This window comes from Allobosea massiliensis, assembly GCF_042655245.1.
GTDB lineage: Bacteria > Pseudomonadota > Alphaproteobacteria > Rhizobiales > Beijerinckiaceae > Allobosea > Allobosea massiliensis.
Map to the genome: position 1 here is coordinate 52,411 of NZ_JBHSLU010000010.1, position 19,124 is coordinate 71,534.

The window sequence follows — 19,124 nt, forward strand, 5'->3', positions numbered from 1 at the left end:
AGCTGGCGCGCGCTCAATCGAGCTTCAAGCTGCCGCGCAGGCCCCGGCTGTCGAGGCCGCGGCTCTCCAGCATGAGCGAAGCGAGCCGCGCATCCGGCCGGGCCGCAGGCGCCGCAACCGACGCCGTCTTGCGGGTCAGACCGAGATCCATCGGGCGGCCGGGCGGCAACGGGGCGGTGACGAGCACGTTCGCCGCCAGCGCGACCGGCGCGACAGTGGCCGGCGCCGGGGGCGCGAAGGCGAGCGGCGCGCTGGCGAAGGAGGTCGGCACGGCGGAGGCACTCGTCGCGATCGGCGTCGAGGCAGAGGCGAGCTGGTAGCCCGTCTCCTCGATGCGGCGACGCTCCGGACGCTCGCCCTTCACATAGAAGGCGTTGCCGCCGGCGACGGTGACGTAATGCATGTTCGGATAGGAGAAGCGCAGCCCCGCCATATGAAAGTGCTTGGCGTTGCCGACGGCCTCGTTGCGCTTGCCGGCCAGGATATCCTCGGCGACAGCCGCGACCTTCGGCAGGTCGCGCGGCGACATCGACCGCGTCAGCACGCCCGGCGCGAATTGCCGCGGTGCGCCGACGACGCTGCAGATCGTCTCGGGCTTGTTGGCCGCTTCGACCCGGTTCAGCACCACCGTTCCGACACCGAGAAGCCCGGCCTCGCTGGAGCGGTTCGATTCGAAGTACATCGCGCGGACGAGGCATTCCTTCTCGCGCGGATCGGCCTTCGCCAGTTCGATCGCCTGCTTGCGCTTCTCGTGAGGCTTGGTGGCGGTCGGGGTCGGCTTCGTCGCGGCAGTCTCGACCGGCGACAGGCTGCAGGCGCCGAGCGCCGGAGCCGCCAGTCCGATCAGCAGCGGGATCGCCTTGCGGCGGTGGCGGAGAAAGCCCGCGGAACGGACGGCTTCGGCAGCAGTTTTGGCGCGCATCGAGCGGCGGCCTCCTGATTTCGGGCGGCGGCCACCGCAAGCGGCGGCCCCTCGTCACCGGCAAGGAACGCCGCTCTCCTTAACAGAAAGTTAATGGGCGGCGAAAGAGGGATTGGCGTCGTCGCGCCAATGCCCCCTGAAAGGCCCCTCAGCGCCCCTCGCGGCGGGTCATGAAGGCCAATTTCTCGAACAGCGAGACGTCCTGCTCGTTCTTCAGCAGCGCGCCGTGCAGCGGCGGGATCAGCTTGCGGGGATCGCGCTCGCGCAACATCTCCGGCGTCATCTCCTCGGCAACGAGCAGCTTCAGCCAGTCGAGCAGCTCCGAGGTCGAGGGCTTCTTCTTCAGGCCGGGCACCTCGCGCACCTCGAAGAAGAGCTTCAGCGCCTCCTCCATCAGCCGCTTCTTGATGCCGGGGAAATGCACCTCGACGATCGCCTGCATCGTCTGCGCGTCGGGGAAGCGGATGTAGTGGAAGAAGCAGCGGCGCAGGAAGGCGTCGGGCAGCTCCTTCTCGTTGTTGGAGGTGATGATGATCACCGGCCGCTGGGCCGCGCGCACCGTCTCGCCGGTCTCGTAGACATGGAACTCCATGCGGTCGAGCTCGAGCAGAAGGTCGTTGGGAAACTCGATATCGGCCTTGTCGATCTCGTCGATCAGCAGCACCGGCCGCACCGGCGCGACGAAGGCCTCCCAGAGCTTGCCGCGGCGGATGTAGTTGGCGATGTCCGAGACGCGGGGGTCGCCGAGCTGGCTGTCGCGCAGGCGGCTGACCGCGTCGTACTCGTAGAGGCCCTGCTGCGCCTTGGTCGTCGACTTGACGTGCCAGGTGATCAGCGGTGCGCCGAGCGCGGCGGCGATCTCCTCCGCGAGCACCGTCTTGCCGGTGCCGGGCTCGCCCTTGACCAGGAGCGGCCGCTGCAGCCGGATCGCGGCATTGACGGCGACCGTCAGATCCTCGGTGGCGACATAGTTCTCGGTGCCGGTGAAACGCATGGAGGGGCCTTCTGAAAGCGAGCGCCGGACGCTACCCCGGATGTGCGCGGCGGGAAACCGCCTCGCGACGGGCCCGCGCAAGGCTAGGCGGCTAAGCCCCGATGGCGGCAAGCAGAATTCGCCCTTGCGCCGTGCCGCGCCGGTTGTGTCGGCGCGGCCGAAACCGCACAGTCGAAACACTCTCCTCCTCCTTCCGAATCGCAAGGCACCTCTTGGCCGCCACCGTCGACCCTTCCGTCTACAAGGACGCTGCCGTGGTGCTCGCGACGGCGGGCGTCATCGTGCCCTTCGCCAAGAGCTTCAAGATCAATTCGGTCGTCGCCTTCATGGCCTGCGGCGCGCTGCTCGGACCCTTCGGCCTCGGCGGGCTCGTCTCCTCGATCCCGCTGCTCAGCACGATCACCGTCTCGAGCCCCGAGGCGCTAGCCGGCCCGGCCGAGCTCGGCGTCGCCTTCCTGCTGTTCGTGATCGGGCTCGAGCTCTCCTTCGAGCGCCTCAAGACCATGCGCCGCCTCGTCTTCGGGCTCGGCCTCGGGCAGATTGTCCTGTCGGCGGCCGCGATCGGGGGCGTTGCCTATGCGCTCGGCCAGCCGGCCACGGCAGCGCTGATCATCGGCTTCGGCCTCGCCTTGTCCTCGACGGCGATGGTGGTCGAACTCCTCTCGGCAAAGAGACGGATGACCTCTTCGGCCGGTCGCGCCAGCTTCGCGGTGCTGATCAGCCAGGACATCGCGGTCGTGCCGCTGCTCTTCCTCGTCAGCGTGCTCGGCGCGCAGGGCGGCGGCGGCTCGCTGCTGGCGGGCCTCGTCCAGGCCCTGCTCCAGGCCTTCGCCGCGATCGCCGTGATCGTGCTTGTCGGCGGGCGGGCGCTGCGGCCCCTCTTCCGCTTGGTCGCCTCGACCGACTCCTCCGAGAGCTTCATGGCGGCGACGCTGCTGATCGCGCTCGGCACCGGGATGATCGCCGCCGCAGCCGGCCTCTCCATGGGGCTGGGTGCCTTCATCGCCGGTCTGCTACTCGCCGAGACCGAATATCGCCGCGCCATCGAGGTGACGATCGAGCCGTTCAAGTCGCTGCTGATCGGCGTCTTCTTCCTCACCGTCGGCATGGGCGTGAACCCGGCCGAGATCGCTGCCCATCCCTATGCCATCCTCGGCATCGCGGTCGGCCTATTCGCCGCCAAGTCCCTGCTGGTCTACGCCCTCGCCCGCCTGCTGAAACTGTCGAAGGCGACCGCGCTGGAAACCGCGATCATGCTGGGCCCAGGCGGTGAATTCGCCTTCGTGCTGCTCAGCGGTGCCGTTGCAGCGAAGCTGCTGGAGCAGGCGCCGGCGAGCCTGGTTCTCGCCAGCGTCTCGCTGACGATGATCGCCCTGCCGCTGCTCGCCCGTCTCGCCCGCAGCCTGGCGCGGACGCTGGCCGTGCCGGTGGCCCTGCCGGAGGAGGCGCAGATCCTGCCGCCCGACGACCACACCGCGCGCGCCATCGTCGTCGGCGGCGGCCGTGTCGGCCAGCTCGTCGGCAGCATGCTGGAGGAACACCGGCAACCTTACATCGTGATCGACGCCGATCCGATGCTGATCGCCGCCCAGCGCCGCGCCGGCCGCCCGGCCTTCTATGGCGACGCGACGCGGCCCGATTTCCTGCGCCTCTGCGGCGTCATGGAAGCCACGACCCTGATCGTCACCATCGACAATCCCCGTGCGGTCGACGCGATCGTGACGGCGGCGCGTGACTTGCGGCCCGATCTCGTCATCGTCGCCCGCGCGCGCGATGCCGACCATGCCCGCCATCTCTACAAGATCGGCGTCAACGACGCGGTTCCGGAGACGATCGAGGCCAGCCTGCAGCTCTCGGAAGCGGCTCTCGTCGGTCTCGGCGTGCCCATGGGTTTCGTGATCGCCTCGATTCACGAGCGGCGGGACGGATTCCGCGCGCTGCTCAAGCCGTCAGACGGTGCCGCTCCCGCCCTTCCGCGCCACACAGGCTCGCGAAGGCTGTAGTGTCAGGCGCCGCCTGGGGCCGCGCCACCCGCCGGATATGCCCGTAGAACTGGGACGCGCTGGCCTGCCAGCTGTGGCGCCCGGCGAGTTCCAGACAGATCTCGCGCGGAATCCGCAGCGCCTGCAGCGCGGCCGAACGCAGATCCTCGTCCAGCACCGCCGCGCCGCTGCCGGCGAAGACGTCGCGCGGGCCCTGCACCGGGAAGGCCGCGACCGGAAGCCCGCTCGCCGCCGCCTCCAGCAGAACGATGCCGAAGGTGTCGGTCAGGCTCGGGAAGACGAAGACGTCGGAGGAGGCGTAGATCGCGGCCAGATCCTCCCCCTCACGGGTCCCGAGGAAGACCGCGTCCGGATAGGCGCGCTGCAGATCGGCCCGCGCCGGTCCGTCGCCGACCACGACCTTGCTGCCCGGCAGCCGCAGCGACAGGAAGGCGTCGAGATTCTTCTCGACCGCGACCCGGCCGACGCTCAGGAAGATCGGCCGCGGCAGATCGAGCACGCTCTGCGGCCGCGGATGGAAGAGCGCGAGATCGACGCCGCGTCCCCAGCGCACGATGTTGTCGAAGCCGTGCTGGCGGAGTTCCGCCTCGACGGTCGCGGTCGAGACCATCACTGCCGCGGCCGGCCCGTGGAAGCGGCGCAGGAAACCGTAGCTCCAGCTTTCGGGAATCGGCCAGCGCGCCGCGACATATTGCGGGAAGCGGGTGTGGTAGCTCGTCGTGAAGACCCGCTTCTGCGCGAGGCAGACGGCCCGGGCAAGCCAGCCGATCGGCCCTTCGGTGGCGATATGGACATGATCGGGCGCGAAATCCGCGATGCGCTCGGCGATGGCGCGCTGCGTCGCCAGCGCGATGCGGATGTCGGGGTAGCTCGGCAGGCCGATCTGACGGAAGCCTTCCGGCGTCAGCATCTTCGGGGTGACGCCGAAATCCGGACCCGCCTCCGCCATGCGCTCCAGCGAGCGCACGACGCCGTTGATCTGCGGACGCCAGGCATCCGTCGCGATCAGCACCCGCATCAGGCGGCTTCCACCAGCGCCGGAACCGGAGTCGGCCGGGCCGGGACGACGACGGGCACCGCCGCCTGGCCCTTGAGCCGCCCCTGCGGCCAGCGGATCATCTCGAAGCGGCCATCGTGATGCTCGATCACCGCCGTGCAGCTTTCGACCCAGTCACCGGTGTTGATGTAGGTCAGCCCGTCGATCTCGCGGAAGGCAGCGTGATGGATATGCCCGCAGACGACGCCATCGGCCTGGTGCCGGCGCGCCTCGGCGGCGAGGCAGGTCTCGAACTCGCCGATATAGCTGACCGCGTTCTTGACCTTGTTCTTCGCCCAGGCCGAGAGCGACCAATGCGGCAGGTGCAGCAGCCGCCGGACCTTGTTGACGACGACATTGGAGGCCAGCGCCAGCGTGTAGGCCCAGTCGCCGAGCAGGGCGAGCCATTTGGCGTTGCGCACGACGAGATCGAACAGATCGCCATGGATGACCAGCAGGCGCTTTCCGTCCGCCGTCTCGTGGACGATCTCGTCGACGAGCGTGATGCCGCCGAACTGCAGGCCCGTGAAGTCGCGCAGGAAATCGTCGTGGTTGCCCGTGACGTAGATCAGCTTCGAACCCTTGCGAACCTTGCGCAGCAGCTTCTGAATGACGTCATTGTGCGACTGGGGGAAATACCAGCCGCTCTTCAGCCGCCAGCCATCGATGATGTCCCCGACCAGATAGATCTGCGGCGCGTCATAGGCGCGCAGAAATTCGAGGACCAGATCGGCCTGCGCCCCGCGCGTGCCGAGATGCAGATCCGAGATGAAGATGCTGCGAACCTGCTTCGCGTCGTCCTCGTCGCCCATGCCACCCGGCCCATCCTGTTGCGATGCGCCCGGCATGTGTCTGATTTGCGTTGCGCTTTGATGACGGGCCCTGCGATCCGTGGTCTCACTGCCATTCGACGCTAAGAACCTCCTGAGGAACGCCATGGATCTTGGAATTTCGGGCCGTACGGCCATTGTCTGCGCCTCCAGCAAGGGGCTCGGTCGCGGCTGCGCGCAGGCGCTCGCCGAAGCCGGCTGCACCGTCGTCATCAATGGACGCGACGGCACGACTCTCGAGGAAACGGCCCGCCAGATCCGCTCCCGCACCGGCGCGACCGTCATCCCCGTCGTCGCCGACGTCTCGACCCGCGCCGGGCAGGACGCCCTGCTCGCTGCCGCCCCCGAGCCCGACATTCTGGTCAACAACAATGGCGGCCCTCCGCCGAAAGGGTTTCGCGATGTGTCGCGCGAAGCGCTGCTCGAAGGCGTGGTCCAGAACATGGCGACGCCGCTCGAACTGGTGCAGCGCGTCGTCGACGGCATGATCGCCCGGCGCTTCGGCCGCATCGTCAACATCACCTCCGCCAGCGTGCTGACTCCCCTGCCCGGGCTCGACGTCTCCTCGGCGGCCCGCGCCGGGCTGACCGCCTTCCTCTCGGGCGTGGCGCGCGAGGTCGCCCATGCCAACGTCACGATCAACAACATCCTGCCGGGCATGTTCGACACCGACCGGCTGAAGGGCGGCCTGACCAAGATGGCCGCCATGAAGGGGATCAGCGTCGCCGAGATGGCAGAAGCGCGCCGCGCCGACGTGCCGGCCGGGCGCTTCGGCGAGGCCGACGAGTTCGGCCGGCTCTGCGCCTTCCTCGCCAGCGCCCATGCCGGCTACATCACCGGCCAGAACATCCTGATCGACGGCGGGGCGTTCCGGGGGAGCTTCTGAGCGCTGGTCTCAGGCGCTGACGCGGCCTGATGTCGGCGCAGGTGATCCCGGACGAAGCCAAGCGGAGATCCGGGATCACCCGTGGGTTGTCGAGAACCCTCGGCCCCTCATGGGAACTCGCACGACATCCGGGCGATCGGGAAGACTGGCGCTCGGACAGACGTCACCCTCCCGCGAGCGGCCTGACGGGGTTGCAGGCTTCGCGCTTTGAGGCCCTTTCCGGACATGATCTAACGAAGGGCGAAGCGGGGCGCCCCCGCCCTCTCGCATTGCGCCGGTCCCTTGTCTCCGCTCCTCGGCATCAGCCTCAAACTCCTCTCGGCGCTGTCCTTCACGCTGATGTCAGCCGGCATCAAGCATATGTCGACGCGCTATCCGACCGGGGAGCTGGTCTTCTTCCGCTCGTTCTTCGCGCTGATTCCGCTGCTTATCTGGCTGGCCTGGCGCTCGGAACTTCCGGGCGCGCTGAAGACGAGCAATCTGCGCGGCCATCTTAAGCGCGGCGTCATCGGCTCCACCGGCATGTTCTGCGGCTTCGCGGCGCTGCAGTTCCTGCCGCTGTCCGATGCGGTCGCGCTTGGCTACGCGGCGCCGCTCGGCGTCGTCGTGCTGGCGGCTCTGGTGCTGAAGGAGCGCGTGCGGATCTATCGCTGGAGCGCGGTCACCATTGGCTTCGTCGGGGTTCTGATCATGCTCTCGCCGCACCTGACCGGCGGCGTGCTGTCCAAGGGTTTGCAGGCCGGGCCGGCGCTGGGCGCCGCACTCGGCCTGTTCGGCGCCTTCTGCTCGGCCTTCGCCTCGATCGAGGTGCGCCTGCTGACGAAGACGGAAAGCACCGGCGCGATCGTCTTCTACTTCATGCTGCTGACCAGCGCGCTGGGGCTGACGACGCTCGCCTTCGGCTGGCGCATGCCGGATCTGACCGAGGCCGGAATGCTGGTCGCCATCGGCATCCTCGGCGGCTTGGGTCAGATCCTCCTCGTCCAGGCCTATCGCTTCGGCGACGCTTCGCTGATCGCGCCCTTCGAATACTCGACGATGATCTGGGCCGTGCTGATCGGCTGGTTCGTTTTCGGCGAATGGCCGGTCTCGACCATCCTGATCGGTGCGGCCATCGTCATCGCCTCGGGGATTTACGTTATCCTGCGCGAGCAGCGCCTCGGCGTCCTCAAGCGCGAGCAGCGCGAGATCAGCTCGACCCGGCCGACCTGAGCCACGCGCCGCGTTGCCGCGGCTTGCCCCGCGCCACGGCAAGAGGCATTGTCCGGCGAGACAAACATTTTCGTTCGATCGTGCAAACGATCCGACAGGCGAGGCAGGCCGGTTCACATGGGTATCGAGACGAAAGAGCGTGGCGGACGCGAGTTCGATTCCGGGGCTCACGTCATCTCGGGGCAGCTCGGCAAGACGATCCAGCGCCTGCGCAAGGCCTACAACTTCTCGCTCTCCGAGCTCGCCGAACAGTCCGGCGTCGCCAAGTCGATCATCAGCCAGATCGAGCGCAACGAGACCAATCCGACGCTGGCGACGATCTGGCGTCTGTCCCAGGCGCTCGACATCTCGATCGAGCGGGTGCTCTCCAGCGGCGAGGAAGAGCCCTTCATCGAGAAGACGGCCCGTGCCGACACGCCGATCCTGGTCTCCGAGGACGGCAAGCTGAAGCTCGCCATCGTCGGCTGGATCAAGACCGTCGAATGGCTGCAATGGTACGATGTGCAGTCGGAGCCCGGCGGCGAACTCGATTCCGAAGGCCATCAGCGCGGCTCGATCGAGTCGCTCTCCGTCACCTCCGGCGAGTTCGAGGTCGAGGTCGGCGACATCGTCCAGCGCGCCAAGGCCGGCGAGACGCTGCGCTATCGCTGCGACCGCCGCCACATCGTCCGCTGCGTCGGCAGCGAGCCGGGCACCGCGATGATGGTCTGCATCCTCAAGGCCGCGGTGATGGAATAGTGCGGACGCTCTAGCGTGAGAGACGGCCTTCGTCGTCGATCAGGGTCCGGCGTTCAAGCACTGCGCCGCCCCAGCGCCAGAGAACGAGATTGATATCCTCGGCTTTGGAACCCGCCGCGAAACTGCGCACCATCAGGCCGCGATAACCGTCAGCGACCAGCGTGAGTGCAAGTTCCTGCGTCGGGGCCTGCCCATCCTGGCGCATCCTGTCGCGCCAGCCAGCATCGGCGAGGGCTTCACGGGACAGGCCGATGCGGGCGAGCCCAGCCTCGTCACGACTGTCGAAAATCGCGTCGATATCGGCGTCGTAAGAGACGAGCGTCGTCGGCTGCAGGCTGCCGGCCTGGTTGGCCTCTCTCAGGGCCGTCGTGACCGCGAGCGAGAGATAGAGCGCCGCCATGCCCCTCGGGTTGAACCGGCCTCCGTACAGAGCCGCACCCTGGCCGGACAGCGGCTCACGCGCATAGACGGGATTCAGCGCCCGGTAGAGCGTTCCACGATATCGCATTGCATCAGGCGTGAACGCCTGCGTCGATCGCATCAATGTAGTCGAGTACGTCGTCGGCGCGCCCGCCCCGCACCAACTGCATCGCCGTCTGACCGGAGAAGCCCGCCAGCGGCTCGGAGCGGTACCAGGCATAGGCGATCAGGGCCGACCCGAAGCGCGGCTCCACCTTGTTGATGATTTCGACCATTTCGCGCAGGCGCCGCTGCGTCCTGTCGGAGCGCACCCGCTCGCGGCGCTGCACCGCGTCGCGGCCAAGCCCCGCCGTGCGGGCAACCTCCTCGCTGGTCGTGCGCCAGGCCTCCGCGATCTTGCGCGGTGCGAACAGGCCGTGATCAGCATATTGAGCCAGGGACATGACAGCCTCCGAGCCACCCAGACCGACGTGATATAGCGTCAATCGGCGCGGTGCTCAAGGTAGCCAGCCGGAGTCAACCTCCCGTCTTCACCGGCCTCGGCGGGCCCTGCACCGCCGGAAGCGACTTCAGATATTCCGCCATCGCCTGACGGTCGGCCTCCGGCAGTTGCGCCGTGTTGCGCACCACCGCCGCCATCGTGCCGCCGACGCTGTCGAAATTGGGCGTGAAGCCGGTCTTGAGCAGTTCGGCGATCTCGCCCTTCGACCATTTGCCGAGCGCCTCGGGCGTCTGGGTGATGTTGGGGACGAACCCCCTGCCCTCCGGATCCGGCCCGCCGGCGAAGCGCGTCGCGGGAATGATGGCGCCCAGCGCATTGCGGTTGGAGTGGCATTCGGCGCAATGACCCGGCCCGTTCACCAGATAGGCGCCGCGGTTCCACTCCTCGCTCTTCGTCGGATCGGGCCGGAAGGCGCCGCGCTCGAAGAACAGCAGCTTCCAGCCGCCGACGACGCGGCGGATGTTGAAGGGGAACGGGAGTTCATGCGGCGGCGCCCGGCCCTCGACGGGGGTGAGCGTGCGGATATAGGCGAAAAGATCGGCCAGCGCCTTGGGCGGCATCAACCGGTAGGAGGTATAGGGGAAGGACGGGTAGTAGTGCTGGCCTTTCGGCGAGACCCCAGCCGCCATCGCGTCGACGAAGTCCTGAACGCCCCAATTGCCGATGCCGTCGCGCGTATGGGGCGAGATGTTGGGCGCGTGAAAGGTTCCGAAAGGCGAATCCAGCGCGAGTCCGCCGCCGAGCCTCAGCTTATCGTCCTGGTTCGGCGTCGCATGGCAGGAGGCGCAGCCGCCCGCGGCGAAGAGGATGCGCCCGTTCTCGATGTCGGGCGCTCCCAGCGTGCCGATCTCGGGCGACGGCGAGACCACGCGCGGGTCGGTGAGCAGATAGAAGCCGGCCAGTCCCACCGCAGCCAGCAGCACGAGCGTGACCAGCAGACGGCGAAGGCGCAGCATCTCGAGACTCCCCGGAAGACGGAAAAGACGTGCCGCGGCCAGGGCCGCGGCACGCGCATGTCAGCACAACGTGACCGGAGCCGGAAAGCTCCCTCGGCCGCCTCGGCGGCCGACGTCACTTCTTGATGCGGTAGACCTCGTGGCAGCTGCCGCAATTCTTGGTCGCATTGCCGAAGGCGGTGCGGAAGCTCGCGACGTCGGTTGCCGTGCCGATCGCGGCGGCATCGGTCTCGAATTTGGCGAAAGCGGCCTTGAAGCCGGCCTGGTCCTCCCAGATCTTCGGGGCCGCGGTGGTCTCGCCGCCGGTCTTGCTGTTGTCGGGATAGAGGCCCGGCATCTTCTTGGCCGAATCGACATAGGCCTTGGCGATCGCCTGAGCCTTCGCGGCCTCAAAAGGCGCTTCGCCCTTCGCGATCGCGGCGCCGTCGCGCGTCGCCGCACCGACGGCCTTCATCGCGTTGCGGCGTTCGGTGATCGGATCCGACTGGGCGAGGACGGCTGTGACGCCCAGTCCCAGAATGGCGGCGACGGCGATGGTGCGGATCATGGCGCTTCCCTGAAGGCTTCGGTCGCCGGGGCGGCGCCGATTGGAACCGTTCCAGATCATCCGATCCGGCCGCCGTCGCCAAGTGCCATTCGCGTGAGCAGTCTTGCGCGAACGCAAGACTGCCCTTGCGTCAGAGCCGGTAGCCAGCGTCCTTCAGGGCGTTGAACACCTTCAGCGGCGTCGCCGGCATGTCGATGGCTTTGATGCCAGCGGCCCGGTCCAGCGCATCGACCATGGCATTCATTACCGCCGGGCAGGCGCCGATGGCACCAGCCTCGCCCGCCCCCTTCACGCCCAGCGCATTCGTGACGCAGCGGACATTGCGCGTCTCGAAATGGAAGTTCGGGATGTCGATGGCGCGCGGCAGCGCATAATCCATGAAGGTCGCCGTCAGCATCTGCCCGGAGGAGTCGAAGCGGATCTCCTCCATCAGCGCCTGGCCGATGCCCTGCGCCGCGCCGCCATGGACCTGGCCCTGCAGCATGGTCGGGTTCAGCGTCATGCCGAAATCGTCGACCACGACGTAGTTGACGATCTCGGTCGCGCCGGTCTGCGGGTCGATCTCCAGCTCGCAGACATGGGTGCCGTTCGGATAGGTTGCCTCCGGCGGCTGCCAGCTCTGGTGGACGCGCAGCTTCTCGGTGGTCGCTCCGGGCAGTGCCGCGATAGCGGCGAGGTCGAGCGCCTTGTCGGTGCCGACGACGCGCACCGCCCCGTCGACGATCTCGAGGTCGCCGATCCCGGCCTCGAGCTTCTCGGAGGCGAGCTGCTTCAGGTTGTCGGAGAGGATCGAGGTCGCCTTGTCGAGCGCCGCGCCGCCGACGGGGATCGAGCGCGACCCGCCGGTGCCGGAGCCGGTCTCGACCTTGTCGGTGTCGCCCTGGATCACGCGGATGCGGTCCATGGGGATGTCGAGATGCTGCGAGACGAGCTGCGAATAGGCCGTCTCGTGCCCCTGCCCGTTCGACTGCGTCCCGATCAGCACCGTGACGGTCCCGTCCTTCTCGAGGATCACGGTCGAGCTCTCGGGCCCGCCGCCGCCGCAGGCCTCGATATAGCTGGCCATGCCGATGCCGCGAATCTTGCCGGACTTGTTGGCGGCCTTGAGGCGGGTCTTGAAGCCCTTCCAGTCCGCCACCTCCATGGCGCGGCGCATATGGCCCTCGAACTCGCCGGAATCGTAGACCGGGCCGGTCTGGGTCTGATGCGGCATCTCGCTCGGCTTGACGAAGTTGAGCGCGCGCACCGCGTCCGGCGTCTTGCCCGTCTCGCGGGCGATGGCGTCGACCAGCCGCTCGATCAGATAGGCCGCCTCGGGGCGCCCCGCGCCGCGATAGGCGTCGACCGCCATGGTGTTGGTCAGGATGCCGCGGAAGCGCACATGCACGGCCGGGATGTTGTAGCAGCCCGGCGTCATCGTCGTGCCGACCCAGGGGATGAAGGGCCCGTATTGCGAGAGATAGGCGCCCATCTCGGCCGCGAGATCCACCTTCAGGGCGATGAACTTGCCGCGCTTGTCGAGCGCCATCGTCGCGGTGGCGAGATTGGCCCGGCCATGGGTGTCGGCGAGGAAATGCTCGGTCCGGTCCGCGACCCAGCGCACGGGGCGCTTCAGCTTCTCCGCCGCGACCATGGTCAGCGGGTATTCGCGGTACATGAAGATCTTGGTGCCGAAGCCGCCGCCGACATCCGGGGTCACCACGCGGATGCGCGATGGATCGACCTTGAGGATGTTCTTGGCGAGGATGTCGCGCGTGCCATGGCTGCCCTGGCTGCCGAGCGTCAGCGTCCAGCGCTTCGCCGCCTTGTCGTACTCGGCGATGCAGGCCCGGGTCTCCATGTAGTTGGAGGCGAGGCGGTTGTTGACGATCGTCACGGAGATCGTGCGGTCGGCCTTGGCGAAGGCGGCGTCGGTCTTCGCCTTGTCGCCCTGCTCGGCCTCGAAGGCGACATTGCCCGGCCGGTCCGGCCAGAGCTGCGGCGCCTTGGGATCGAGCGCCTCCTCGATCCCGGTGACGGAGGGTAACGTCGTCCACTCGATGTCGATCGCCTCGGCGGCGTCGCGGGCCTGGGCCAGCGTCTCGGCGACAATGAAGGCGACGGCTTCGCCGACATGGCGCACGGTGTCGGTCGGCAGCACCGGCACGGGCAGCGGCTTCACCGGCTCGCCCGAGATCGTCTTGATCAGTCCCTTGCAGGGCAGATCGCCGAGATGGGCGACGTCCTCGCCCGTCAGGATCAGCTTCACGCCCTTCATCCGGCGCGCCGTCTCCTTGTCGCGGATCTTGAAGGTGGCATGGGCGTATTGCGAGCGCAGGACGAAGGCGTGCAGAGCCCCCTCGACGGCGGTGTCGTCCGTGTAGCGCCCGGCCCCCGTGGTCAGGCGCTGATCCTCGACGCGGCGGACCGGCTGTCCGAATCCGAATTTCATGGGGCGCATGGCCGAAAGTCCCTCAGATTGGTCGAATGAAACACTGAAATAGAATCGGGCCGCGGTCAGCCCCGCCGGATCGCGCGCGGGGATGCACGCAGCGCATCGCCCTTACCGCGGCATCCGCGCCGCGGTCTCAGACAGGCTGACCATCATGTTGTAGTTGTTGACGATCCAGTTGGCGTCGTTGGCGGCGCCACGGCGGACATCGCCCTTGCTCTTGGCGAGCTTGTCGGAAAAATCGCGCAGTTTGCCGAGCCAGGACCCGGCCTGGCTGTCGATCATCAGCGACGTGCCAGGGTTCTTGTCCTTGAACGCGTCGAGTTCGCGGATTGCGGCGGCGTAATCGGCGACGGTGGCGCTGAAAGCCTTCAGATCGACGATCGGCTTCTCGTTGCTGGGCATCTGATCCATCACGGACCGTGCGTTGATCATCACATTGCGGATCTGCCAGCGGGCGGAGCGCCCTTCGCGCTGCTCGACCGAGGCGAGTTCGCGCTGGTCGAGCCCCTTCTTGTAGTCGCGCATCAGCGCATCCAGCCGAGCGCGCTCGGCGAGGAAGCTCTGCGCCGCGGGCACCATCAGCCCGTGCAGCTTCTGCCCCTCGGCGAGATTGTCGTCGCGGTAATCCTTGCGGTCGTAGTAGCGCTCGGCCCGCGTGATCAGGGGCGCCAATTCCTGATAGGCCTTGATGTAGGCGGCGACGGAGGCATCGATCGCCGGCAGCTTCGGCTCCCGCGTCAGGAACTCCTCGGCCTTCCGGATCTCGCCGGTAACGTCGTAGAGGCTGTAGAGCCCGTAGCCGATATAGCGCTCCTTGCCGGTCGGCCCCTTCTTCAGATCGACCCAGCTGCCATAGCGCTCCCAAGACTGGATCGCCCGCAGCGTGCGGTTCATCAGCGCCGTATAGGCGTTCGACTTGGCGATCGCCGTCTGGAGCTCGGCATCCTGGACCGGAGCCGTGCGTGCGGACGGAGCGGCGGGTGCCTGCGCGACGGCGGCGCCGGGCGCGACAGCGAGAAGGACGGCGGAAAGTGCGCCGCGGAGACCGTTTTGGATCGTCATGCGTCAGCTTTCGTCAAGATCGGCGGGCTGGACGGAGCGCTGCGGCTCATCCCTGCTCCACCGGCTCGCCCCGCATCGCCCAGTCCTTGAAGCCACCGAGATAATGGCTGTCGACATCGAGCCCGGCCGATTGCGCGAACTCCAGCGCCCGCAGCGAGCGCACGCCGGCGGCGCAGGAGAGCACGAGCTTCTTGCCGGGCTCATTGGGCAGATCCGCGGGGTCGAAGCGCGAGAGCGGCCGCGAGACCGAACCCGGAATATGCCCGGCGGCGAATTCATGCGGCTCGCGGACATCGACGATCAGGATGGAGCCGTCGGCGAGGCCGGCCTTGATGTCGTCGATGTCGAGATCGTTCACGGTCACGGGCAGGCTCCGGCGCAATCACTCCAGCAGCTTCACCAGATAGAGCGTGAGCGCGGGAAATGCCACCACGACACCCAGCCGCAGGATGTCGGCCGCGACGAAGGGCAGCACGCCGCGATAGATCTGCGTCACGGGCACGTCGCGCGCCAGCGAGGCGACGACGAAGACGTTGAGGCCGATCGGTGGGCAGGTCATGCCGATGCCGACGACGATCAGCACGAGGATGCCGAACCAGATCGCGACATCGTCCGTCGGCATTCCGAAATCGAGCGCGGTCACGATCGGGAAGAACACTGGCAGCGTCAGCAGGATCATCGCCAGCTCGTCCATCACCCCGCCGAGCACGATATAGAACAGCAGCAGGCCGATCAGCACCGTGTAGGGCGCCCAGCCGGAAGCGGCGATCATCTCCGCCGCCGCGGTCGGCACCTGGGTCAGGGCGAGGAAGGCATTGAAGACCTCCGCCCCGAGCAGGATCGCGAAGATCATCGCCGAGGTCTCGGCCGTCTGCAGGATCGCCTGACGTACCGCAGCGGGCGTCAGCGTGCGACGCACAAGGCCGATGACGAGCATGACGAAGGCGCCGACCGAAGCCCCCTCCGTCGGCGTGAAGACGCCGCCATAGATCCCGCCGACGACGACGACCGCGACCAGCAGCGCCGGGATGATGCCGAGCAGCGGCCGCACGCGGTCGGCCCAGGCGATGCGCGGCTGCGCCGGAACCCAGTCAGGGTGACGGCGGCTCATCAGCGCGATCGTGACGCAGTAGAACGCGGCCGCCAGCAGGCCCGGGATCAGCGCCGCCTTGAACAGCTTGGCGATGTTCTGCTCGGTCGAGATCGCATAGACGACCAGGATGACCGAGGGCGGGATCAGGATGCCCAGCGTGCCGCCGACCGCGATCACCCCGCAGGAGAAACCGGGATCGTAGCGGTAGCGCCGCAGCTCCGGCAGCGCCGCGCGCGAGAAGGTCGCGGTCGTCGCCACTGCCGAACCGCAGATCGCCCCGAAGCCGGTGCAGGCGCCGATCACCGCCATGCCGAGCCCGCCGCGCCGGTGCCCGACCAGCGCAGCGGCGGCCTTGAACAGATCGCCGGCGAGCCCCGAGCGCTCGGCGAAGGCGCCCATCAGCACGAACAACGGGATCACCGACAGCGTGTAATTGGCGAAGATCTGGTAGGGCGTGGTGCGGATATAGTTCAGGAACGGGTCGAGCCCGTTGAGCTGGATGTAGCCGACGCCCCCGACCAGCATCATGGCGAGCCCGATCGGCAGCCGCAGCGCCATCAGCGCGAGCAGAACGACGAAGCCCGTGATGGCGATAGCGAAACCGCTCACGCTGTCTGCCTCAGCAGGCGCCGCGCACTGACCATGGCCGAGACGGACACCAGCAGCGCGAGCGCGGCACAAAAGCCGATCGGCAGATAGCTCGGCACCAGCAGCACCATGCTGGTTTCGCCGGTGCCGAAGGCCGCCCGCGCCCCCACCGCGAGCCGCCAGGCGATCAGCGCCATCACCAGCGCATAGACCATGTCCCAGCCCGCATCGATGCGGCGCTGCCAGCGCTCGGGCAGCTTGAGTGTGAAGGTGTCGACGAAGATGTTGCCGCGGCGCAGCTGGCACCAGGGCAGGAAGCAGAAGGCGGCGAGCGCCGTCGCCATCTGCACCAGCTCGAAATCACCCGGCACGCCGGCCCCCCCGACGAAATCGGAGCGCAGCGTGACACTGATCACCACCGTCACCGAGAGCGTGATCAGCAGCACGCCGCCCAGAAGGGCGACGCTCTGGACCACGCGCTCGAACGCCGATGGCGCAATCTCCCCCCGATCCTGCGCCATCGTCCCGGTCAGGCCGCCTTTTCGTGTTTGGCGAGCGCGGCCCTCGCGCTGGCGAGCAGCTTCTCGCCGTCGAGGCCCTTCTCCTTGGTCGACTTGATCCAGGCCTCGATGACCGGCTCGGTGGTCTTGCGCCAGCGCGCGGCCTCCGCCTCCTCGATCACGGTGATGGTGTTGCCGCGCTTGCGCACCATCTCGGAGACGGCGATGGCCTGCTCGTCCCAGACCTTTCCGGCCATGCCGGCCGCAGCGGCGCCGGAATTGCGGTCGATGATCGCCTTCAGGTCCGGCGCCAAGGCTTCATACTTCGCCTTGTTCATCGCCAGGATGAAGGTCGCGACATAGAAGGTCGGCGAGCCCGGAATCTCGGTGTGGAACTTCACGAGTTCCTGCACCTTCACCGAGGGCACCACCTCCCAGGGAATGACCGCGCCGTCGATGACGCGCTGCGCCAGCGATTCCGGCACCTGCGGCACCGGCATGCCGATGGCGTTGGCACCGAGCGCCTTCAGCGCCTCGCCGGCGAGACGCGTCGGGAAGCGCAGCTTCAGGCCCTTGAGGTCCTCCATCGTCTTGACCTGCTTGTTGGCGTGGATCAGCCCGTGATCATGCGCCCAGACGCAGATCGGGTGGACGTCCTTCAGCTCGGTGGCGAGGTTCTGCTGGGCGTATTCGGTCAGCGCCAGCGAGTTCACCAGCGCGCGCTTGTTGGCGACGAAGGGCAGCTCGAAGGCCTCGAGCCCGGTGAAACGACCCGGCGTGTAGCCCGGCAGCGTCCAGACCAGATCGGCCACGCCGTCGCGGGCCTGATCGAAGAGCTGCGGCGGGGTGCCGCCGAGCTGCATCGACGGGAAGATGTCGATCTTGATGCGGCCGTTGGATTCGGCCGCGACCTTGTCGGCCCAGGGTTTCAGGAACTTGGCATGGCCGACGGCGACCGGCGGCAGGAAGTGGTGCATCTTCAGCGTCACCTCCTGCGCATTCGCGCGGGTGGCACGCAGAACCAGCGGGGCGGCGACGGCAGCGCCGGCCCCCGTCAACAATTGGCGGCGATCGAACCTCATGACTTCCCTCCCGAGGATGTCGTTTGTTGCCCGGCGCGGCTCCCCCTCCGGAGCCTGCGCGCGGCCTTGTCTTCACCTTAGCACGACCGGCGGCGAGTCTGGGCCTTTCGGCCCGCCCGCTTCTGGATCGTCGAGATCGTTGCCGACGCAACCAAATCCGTCAAGGCCCCGTCTGGCCTGCGGACGTGCCGCGCAAAAAACCGCGCCCCGGAGGGCGCGGTCATCATCAGCCGATGCGAAGCGCTCAGGCCTGCGCCGGAATCCGCAGCACCCAGCCGGGCTGGATTAAATCGGGGTTCTTCACCGGCGGCGTGTTCGCCTTCACGATGTCGGTGTATTTTGCGCCCTGGCCCTTGCCGTAGTGCTCCTCGGCGATCTTCCAGAGCGTATCGCCCTTCTTCACCGTGTAGAACACCGCGGCCGGCACCTCCTTGGCGACGATGAGATCGGATTCGACACTGGCGATGCCGGCGGTGTTGCCGAGCGCGAGGATGATCTTCTCCGCCTCCTCGGTGGTCATCGCCTTGCCCGAGACCTTGACCTTGTCGCCATCGACGCTGATCGCGACGTCGGAGGGGAGCCCGTGTCCAGCGAGTTCCTTCTGCAATGCGTCGGGCGTCGCCGCCTTGGCCGAGCCGAAGATCTTGGCTCCGGCATCCTTGATGAAGCTGAACAGGCCCATGTCGTTCCTCCGTCGTTGGGTCTCCATCAAGCCCAACAGTGGTGACATGTTCAAGGCACTCGGGCGACCGGGTGCGATTTTGCGGCCGGGATGCCGTAGCGGGAAGCCAGATCATTTCGGGCCAGCGATGGGCAAAGGGGTTTCCTCCGAACGCGGGCACTGTCACAAGCGCCGCGCAATTCCCATCCGGAGCAGACCGATGCTGACCCTCGCCCAGGCCCAGACGATCATGACCACCGCCCTCGCCCATGCCCAGAGCGCCGGCTTCAAGCCGCTGACGATCGCGATCCTGGACGCGCGCGGCGCGCAGAAGCTCTTCACGGCGCAGGACGGCACCAGCCTGAAACGCGGCGAGATCGCCATCGGCAAGGCCCATGGCGCGGTCGCGATGGGCATCGGCTCGCGCGCCCTGCACAAGATGGCGCTCGAGCGGCCCTATTTCGTCGAGGCGGCAACCCATGCCGTCGGCGGCTCGCTCGTCCCGGTGCCGGGCGGCGTGCTGATTCGCGATGCGGCTGGCACGCTTCTGGGGGCGATCGGCGTCTCTGGCGACACGTCCGACAATGACGAGGCTGCGGCGCTGGCGGGCATCACCGCCGCCGGCCTGGTCGGCGACACCGGCGCCTGATCCGAAAGC

The 19,124-nt window shown here is 67.7% G+C and carries 20 protein-coding genes; 5 read left to right on the forward strand and 15 right to left on the reverse strand.

Going from position 1 to position 19,124, the window contains the following annotated elements; all coding sequences use genetic code 11:
* Positions 1-13: 13 nt before the first annotated feature.
* Positions 14-922 carry a cell wall hydrolase gene (locus tag ACFPN9_RS06670; RefSeq protein ID WP_066718721.1) on the reverse strand — a complete coding sequence of 303 codons (909 nt, stop codon included), beginning with the start codon at positions 920-922 and terminating at the stop codon, positions 14-16.
* A gap of 148 nt (positions 923-1,070) precedes the next feature.
* Positions 1,071-1,916, reverse strand: a complete 846-nt coding sequence (locus ACFPN9_RS06675) for an AAA family ATPase (RefSeq protein ID WP_066718718.1) — start codon at positions 1,914-1,916, stop codon at positions 1,071-1,073.
* A gap of 212 nt (positions 1,917-2,128) precedes the next feature.
* On the opposite strand from ACFPN9_RS06675, the gene ACFPN9_RS06680 reads away from it, so the two are divergent.
* Positions 2,129-3,919, forward strand: coding sequence for a cation:proton antiporter domain-containing protein (locus ACFPN9_RS06680; RefSeq protein ID WP_067255036.1), 1,791 nt, complete (start codon positions 2,129-2,131; stop codon positions 3,917-3,919).
* Here the strand turns inward: ACFPN9_RS06680 and ACFPN9_RS06685 are convergent.
* Complete coding sequence (locus ACFPN9_RS06685; protein WP_082734929.1) at positions 3,858-4,937, reverse strand: glycosyltransferase family 4 protein; 1,080 nt, start codon at positions 4,935-4,937, stop codon at positions 3,858-3,860. The two genes, ACFPN9_RS06680 and ACFPN9_RS06685, sit on opposite strands and share 62 nt — an antisense overlap.
* A complete protein-coding gene (locus ACFPN9_RS06690; protein WP_066720679.1) occupies positions 4,937-5,767 on the reverse strand; it encodes a UDP-2,3-diacylglucosamine diphosphatase in 831 nt (276 codons plus the stop codon). The genes ACFPN9_RS06685 and ACFPN9_RS06690 overlap by 1 nt, the downstream gene beginning before the upstream one ends.
* Positions 5,768-5,891: 124 nt before the next feature.
* Between ACFPN9_RS06690 and ACFPN9_RS06695 the strand changes: the two genes are divergently transcribed.
* From ACFPN9_RS06695 to ACFPN9_RS06705, 3 genes are all read left to right on the forward strand, one after another.
* Entirely contained in the window at positions 5,892-6,671 is a 780-nt protein-coding gene (locus tag ACFPN9_RS06695; RefSeq protein WP_066720676.1) for an SDR family oxidoreductase, read from the forward strand.
* Positions 6,672-6,953: 282 nt separating this feature from the next.
* Entirely contained in the window at positions 6,954-7,883 is a 930-nt protein-coding gene (locus ACFPN9_RS06700) for a DMT family transporter (RefSeq protein WP_066720672.1), read from the forward strand.
* 117 nt (positions 7,884-8,000) lie between these two features.
* Complete coding sequence (locus tag ACFPN9_RS06705; protein WP_066720671.1) at positions 8,001-8,621, forward strand: helix-turn-helix domain-containing protein; 621 nt, start codon at positions 8,001-8,003, stop codon at positions 8,619-8,621.
* A 10-nt stretch (positions 8,622-8,631) separates the two neighbouring features.
* On the opposite strand, the gene ACFPN9_RS06710 is transcribed toward ACFPN9_RS06705, so the two are convergent.
* The 11 genes from ACFPN9_RS06710 to lysM all read right to left on the reverse strand — a co-directional run bounded on the left by ACFPN9_RS06710 (position 8,632) and on the right by lysM (position 18,487).
* Positions 8,632-9,129: an RES family NAD+ phosphorylase gene (locus ACFPN9_RS06710; protein WP_377816020.1), complete on the reverse strand. Its 498-nt coding sequence runs from the start codon at positions 9,127-9,129 to the stop codon at positions 8,632-8,634.
* A gap of 4 nt (positions 9,130-9,133) precedes the next feature.
* The gene (locus tag ACFPN9_RS06715; RefSeq protein ID WP_066720666.1) at positions 9,134-9,484 is read right to left on the reverse strand and encodes an antitoxin Xre/MbcA/ParS toxin-binding domain-containing protein; all 351 of its coding nucleotides are present in this window, start codon (positions 9,482-9,484) and stop codon (positions 9,134-9,136) included.
* Between the two features lie 73 nt (positions 9,485-9,557).
* Positions 9,558-10,499: a c-type cytochrome gene (locus ACFPN9_RS06720; protein WP_066720663.1), complete on the reverse strand. Its 942-nt coding sequence runs from the start codon at positions 10,497-10,499 to the stop codon at positions 9,558-9,560.
* 115 nt (positions 10,500-10,614) lie between these two features.
* Positions 10,615-11,046: a c-type cytochrome gene (locus tag ACFPN9_RS06725; RefSeq protein WP_066720660.1), complete on the reverse strand. Its 432-nt coding sequence runs from the start codon at positions 11,044-11,046 to the stop codon at positions 10,615-10,617.
* 130 nt (positions 11,047-11,176) lie between these two features.
* Positions 11,177-13,486, reverse strand: coding sequence for a xanthine dehydrogenase family protein molybdopterin-binding subunit (locus ACFPN9_RS06730; RefSeq protein WP_066720657.1), 2,310 nt, complete (start codon positions 13,484-13,486; stop codon positions 11,177-11,179).
* A gap of 102 nt (positions 13,487-13,588) precedes the next feature.
* Positions 13,589-14,542: a YiiG family protein gene (locus ACFPN9_RS06735; RefSeq protein WP_066720654.1), complete on the reverse strand. Its 954-nt coding sequence runs from the start codon at positions 14,540-14,542 to the stop codon at positions 13,589-13,591.
* A 46-nt stretch (positions 14,543-14,588) separates the two neighbouring features.
* Positions 14,589-14,906: a rhodanese-like domain-containing protein gene (locus ACFPN9_RS06740; protein ID WP_066720695.1), complete on the reverse strand. Its 318-nt coding sequence runs from the start codon at positions 14,904-14,906 to the stop codon at positions 14,589-14,591.
* 18 nt (positions 14,907-14,924) lie between these two features.
* Complete coding sequence (locus ACFPN9_RS06745) at positions 14,925-16,244, reverse strand: TRAP transporter large permease (protein WP_082734930.1); 1,320 nt, start codon at positions 16,242-16,244, stop codon at positions 14,925-14,927.
* The gene (locus ACFPN9_RS06750; RefSeq protein ID WP_066720651.1) at positions 16,241-16,744 is read right to left on the reverse strand and encodes a TRAP transporter small permease; all 504 of its coding nucleotides are present in this window, start codon (positions 16,742-16,744) and stop codon (positions 16,241-16,243) included. Before ACFPN9_RS06750 ends, ACFPN9_RS06745 begins: the two co-directional genes overlap by 4 nt.
* A gap of 8 nt (positions 16,745-16,752) precedes the next feature.
* The gene (locus tag ACFPN9_RS06755; protein WP_066720648.1) at positions 16,753-17,805 is read right to left on the reverse strand and encodes a TRAP transporter substrate-binding protein; all 1,053 of its coding nucleotides are present in this window, start codon (positions 17,803-17,805) and stop codon (positions 16,753-16,755) included.
* A gap of 244 nt (positions 17,806-18,049) precedes the next feature.
* On the reverse strand, positions 18,050-18,487 hold the full coding sequence (gene lysM / locus ACFPN9_RS06760) for a peptidoglycan-binding protein LysM (protein WP_066720645.1): 438 nt from the start codon (positions 18,485-18,487) through the stop codon (positions 18,050-18,052).
* 199 nt (positions 18,488-18,686) lie between these two features.
* Here lysM and ACFPN9_RS06765 point away from each other — a divergent pair, with 199 nt between their 5' ends.
* A complete protein-coding gene (locus ACFPN9_RS06765) occupies positions 18,687-19,115 on the forward strand; it encodes a GlcG/HbpS family heme-binding protein (protein WP_066720642.1) in 429 nt (142 codons plus the stop codon).
* Positions 19,116-19,124 lie beyond the last annotated feature (9 nt).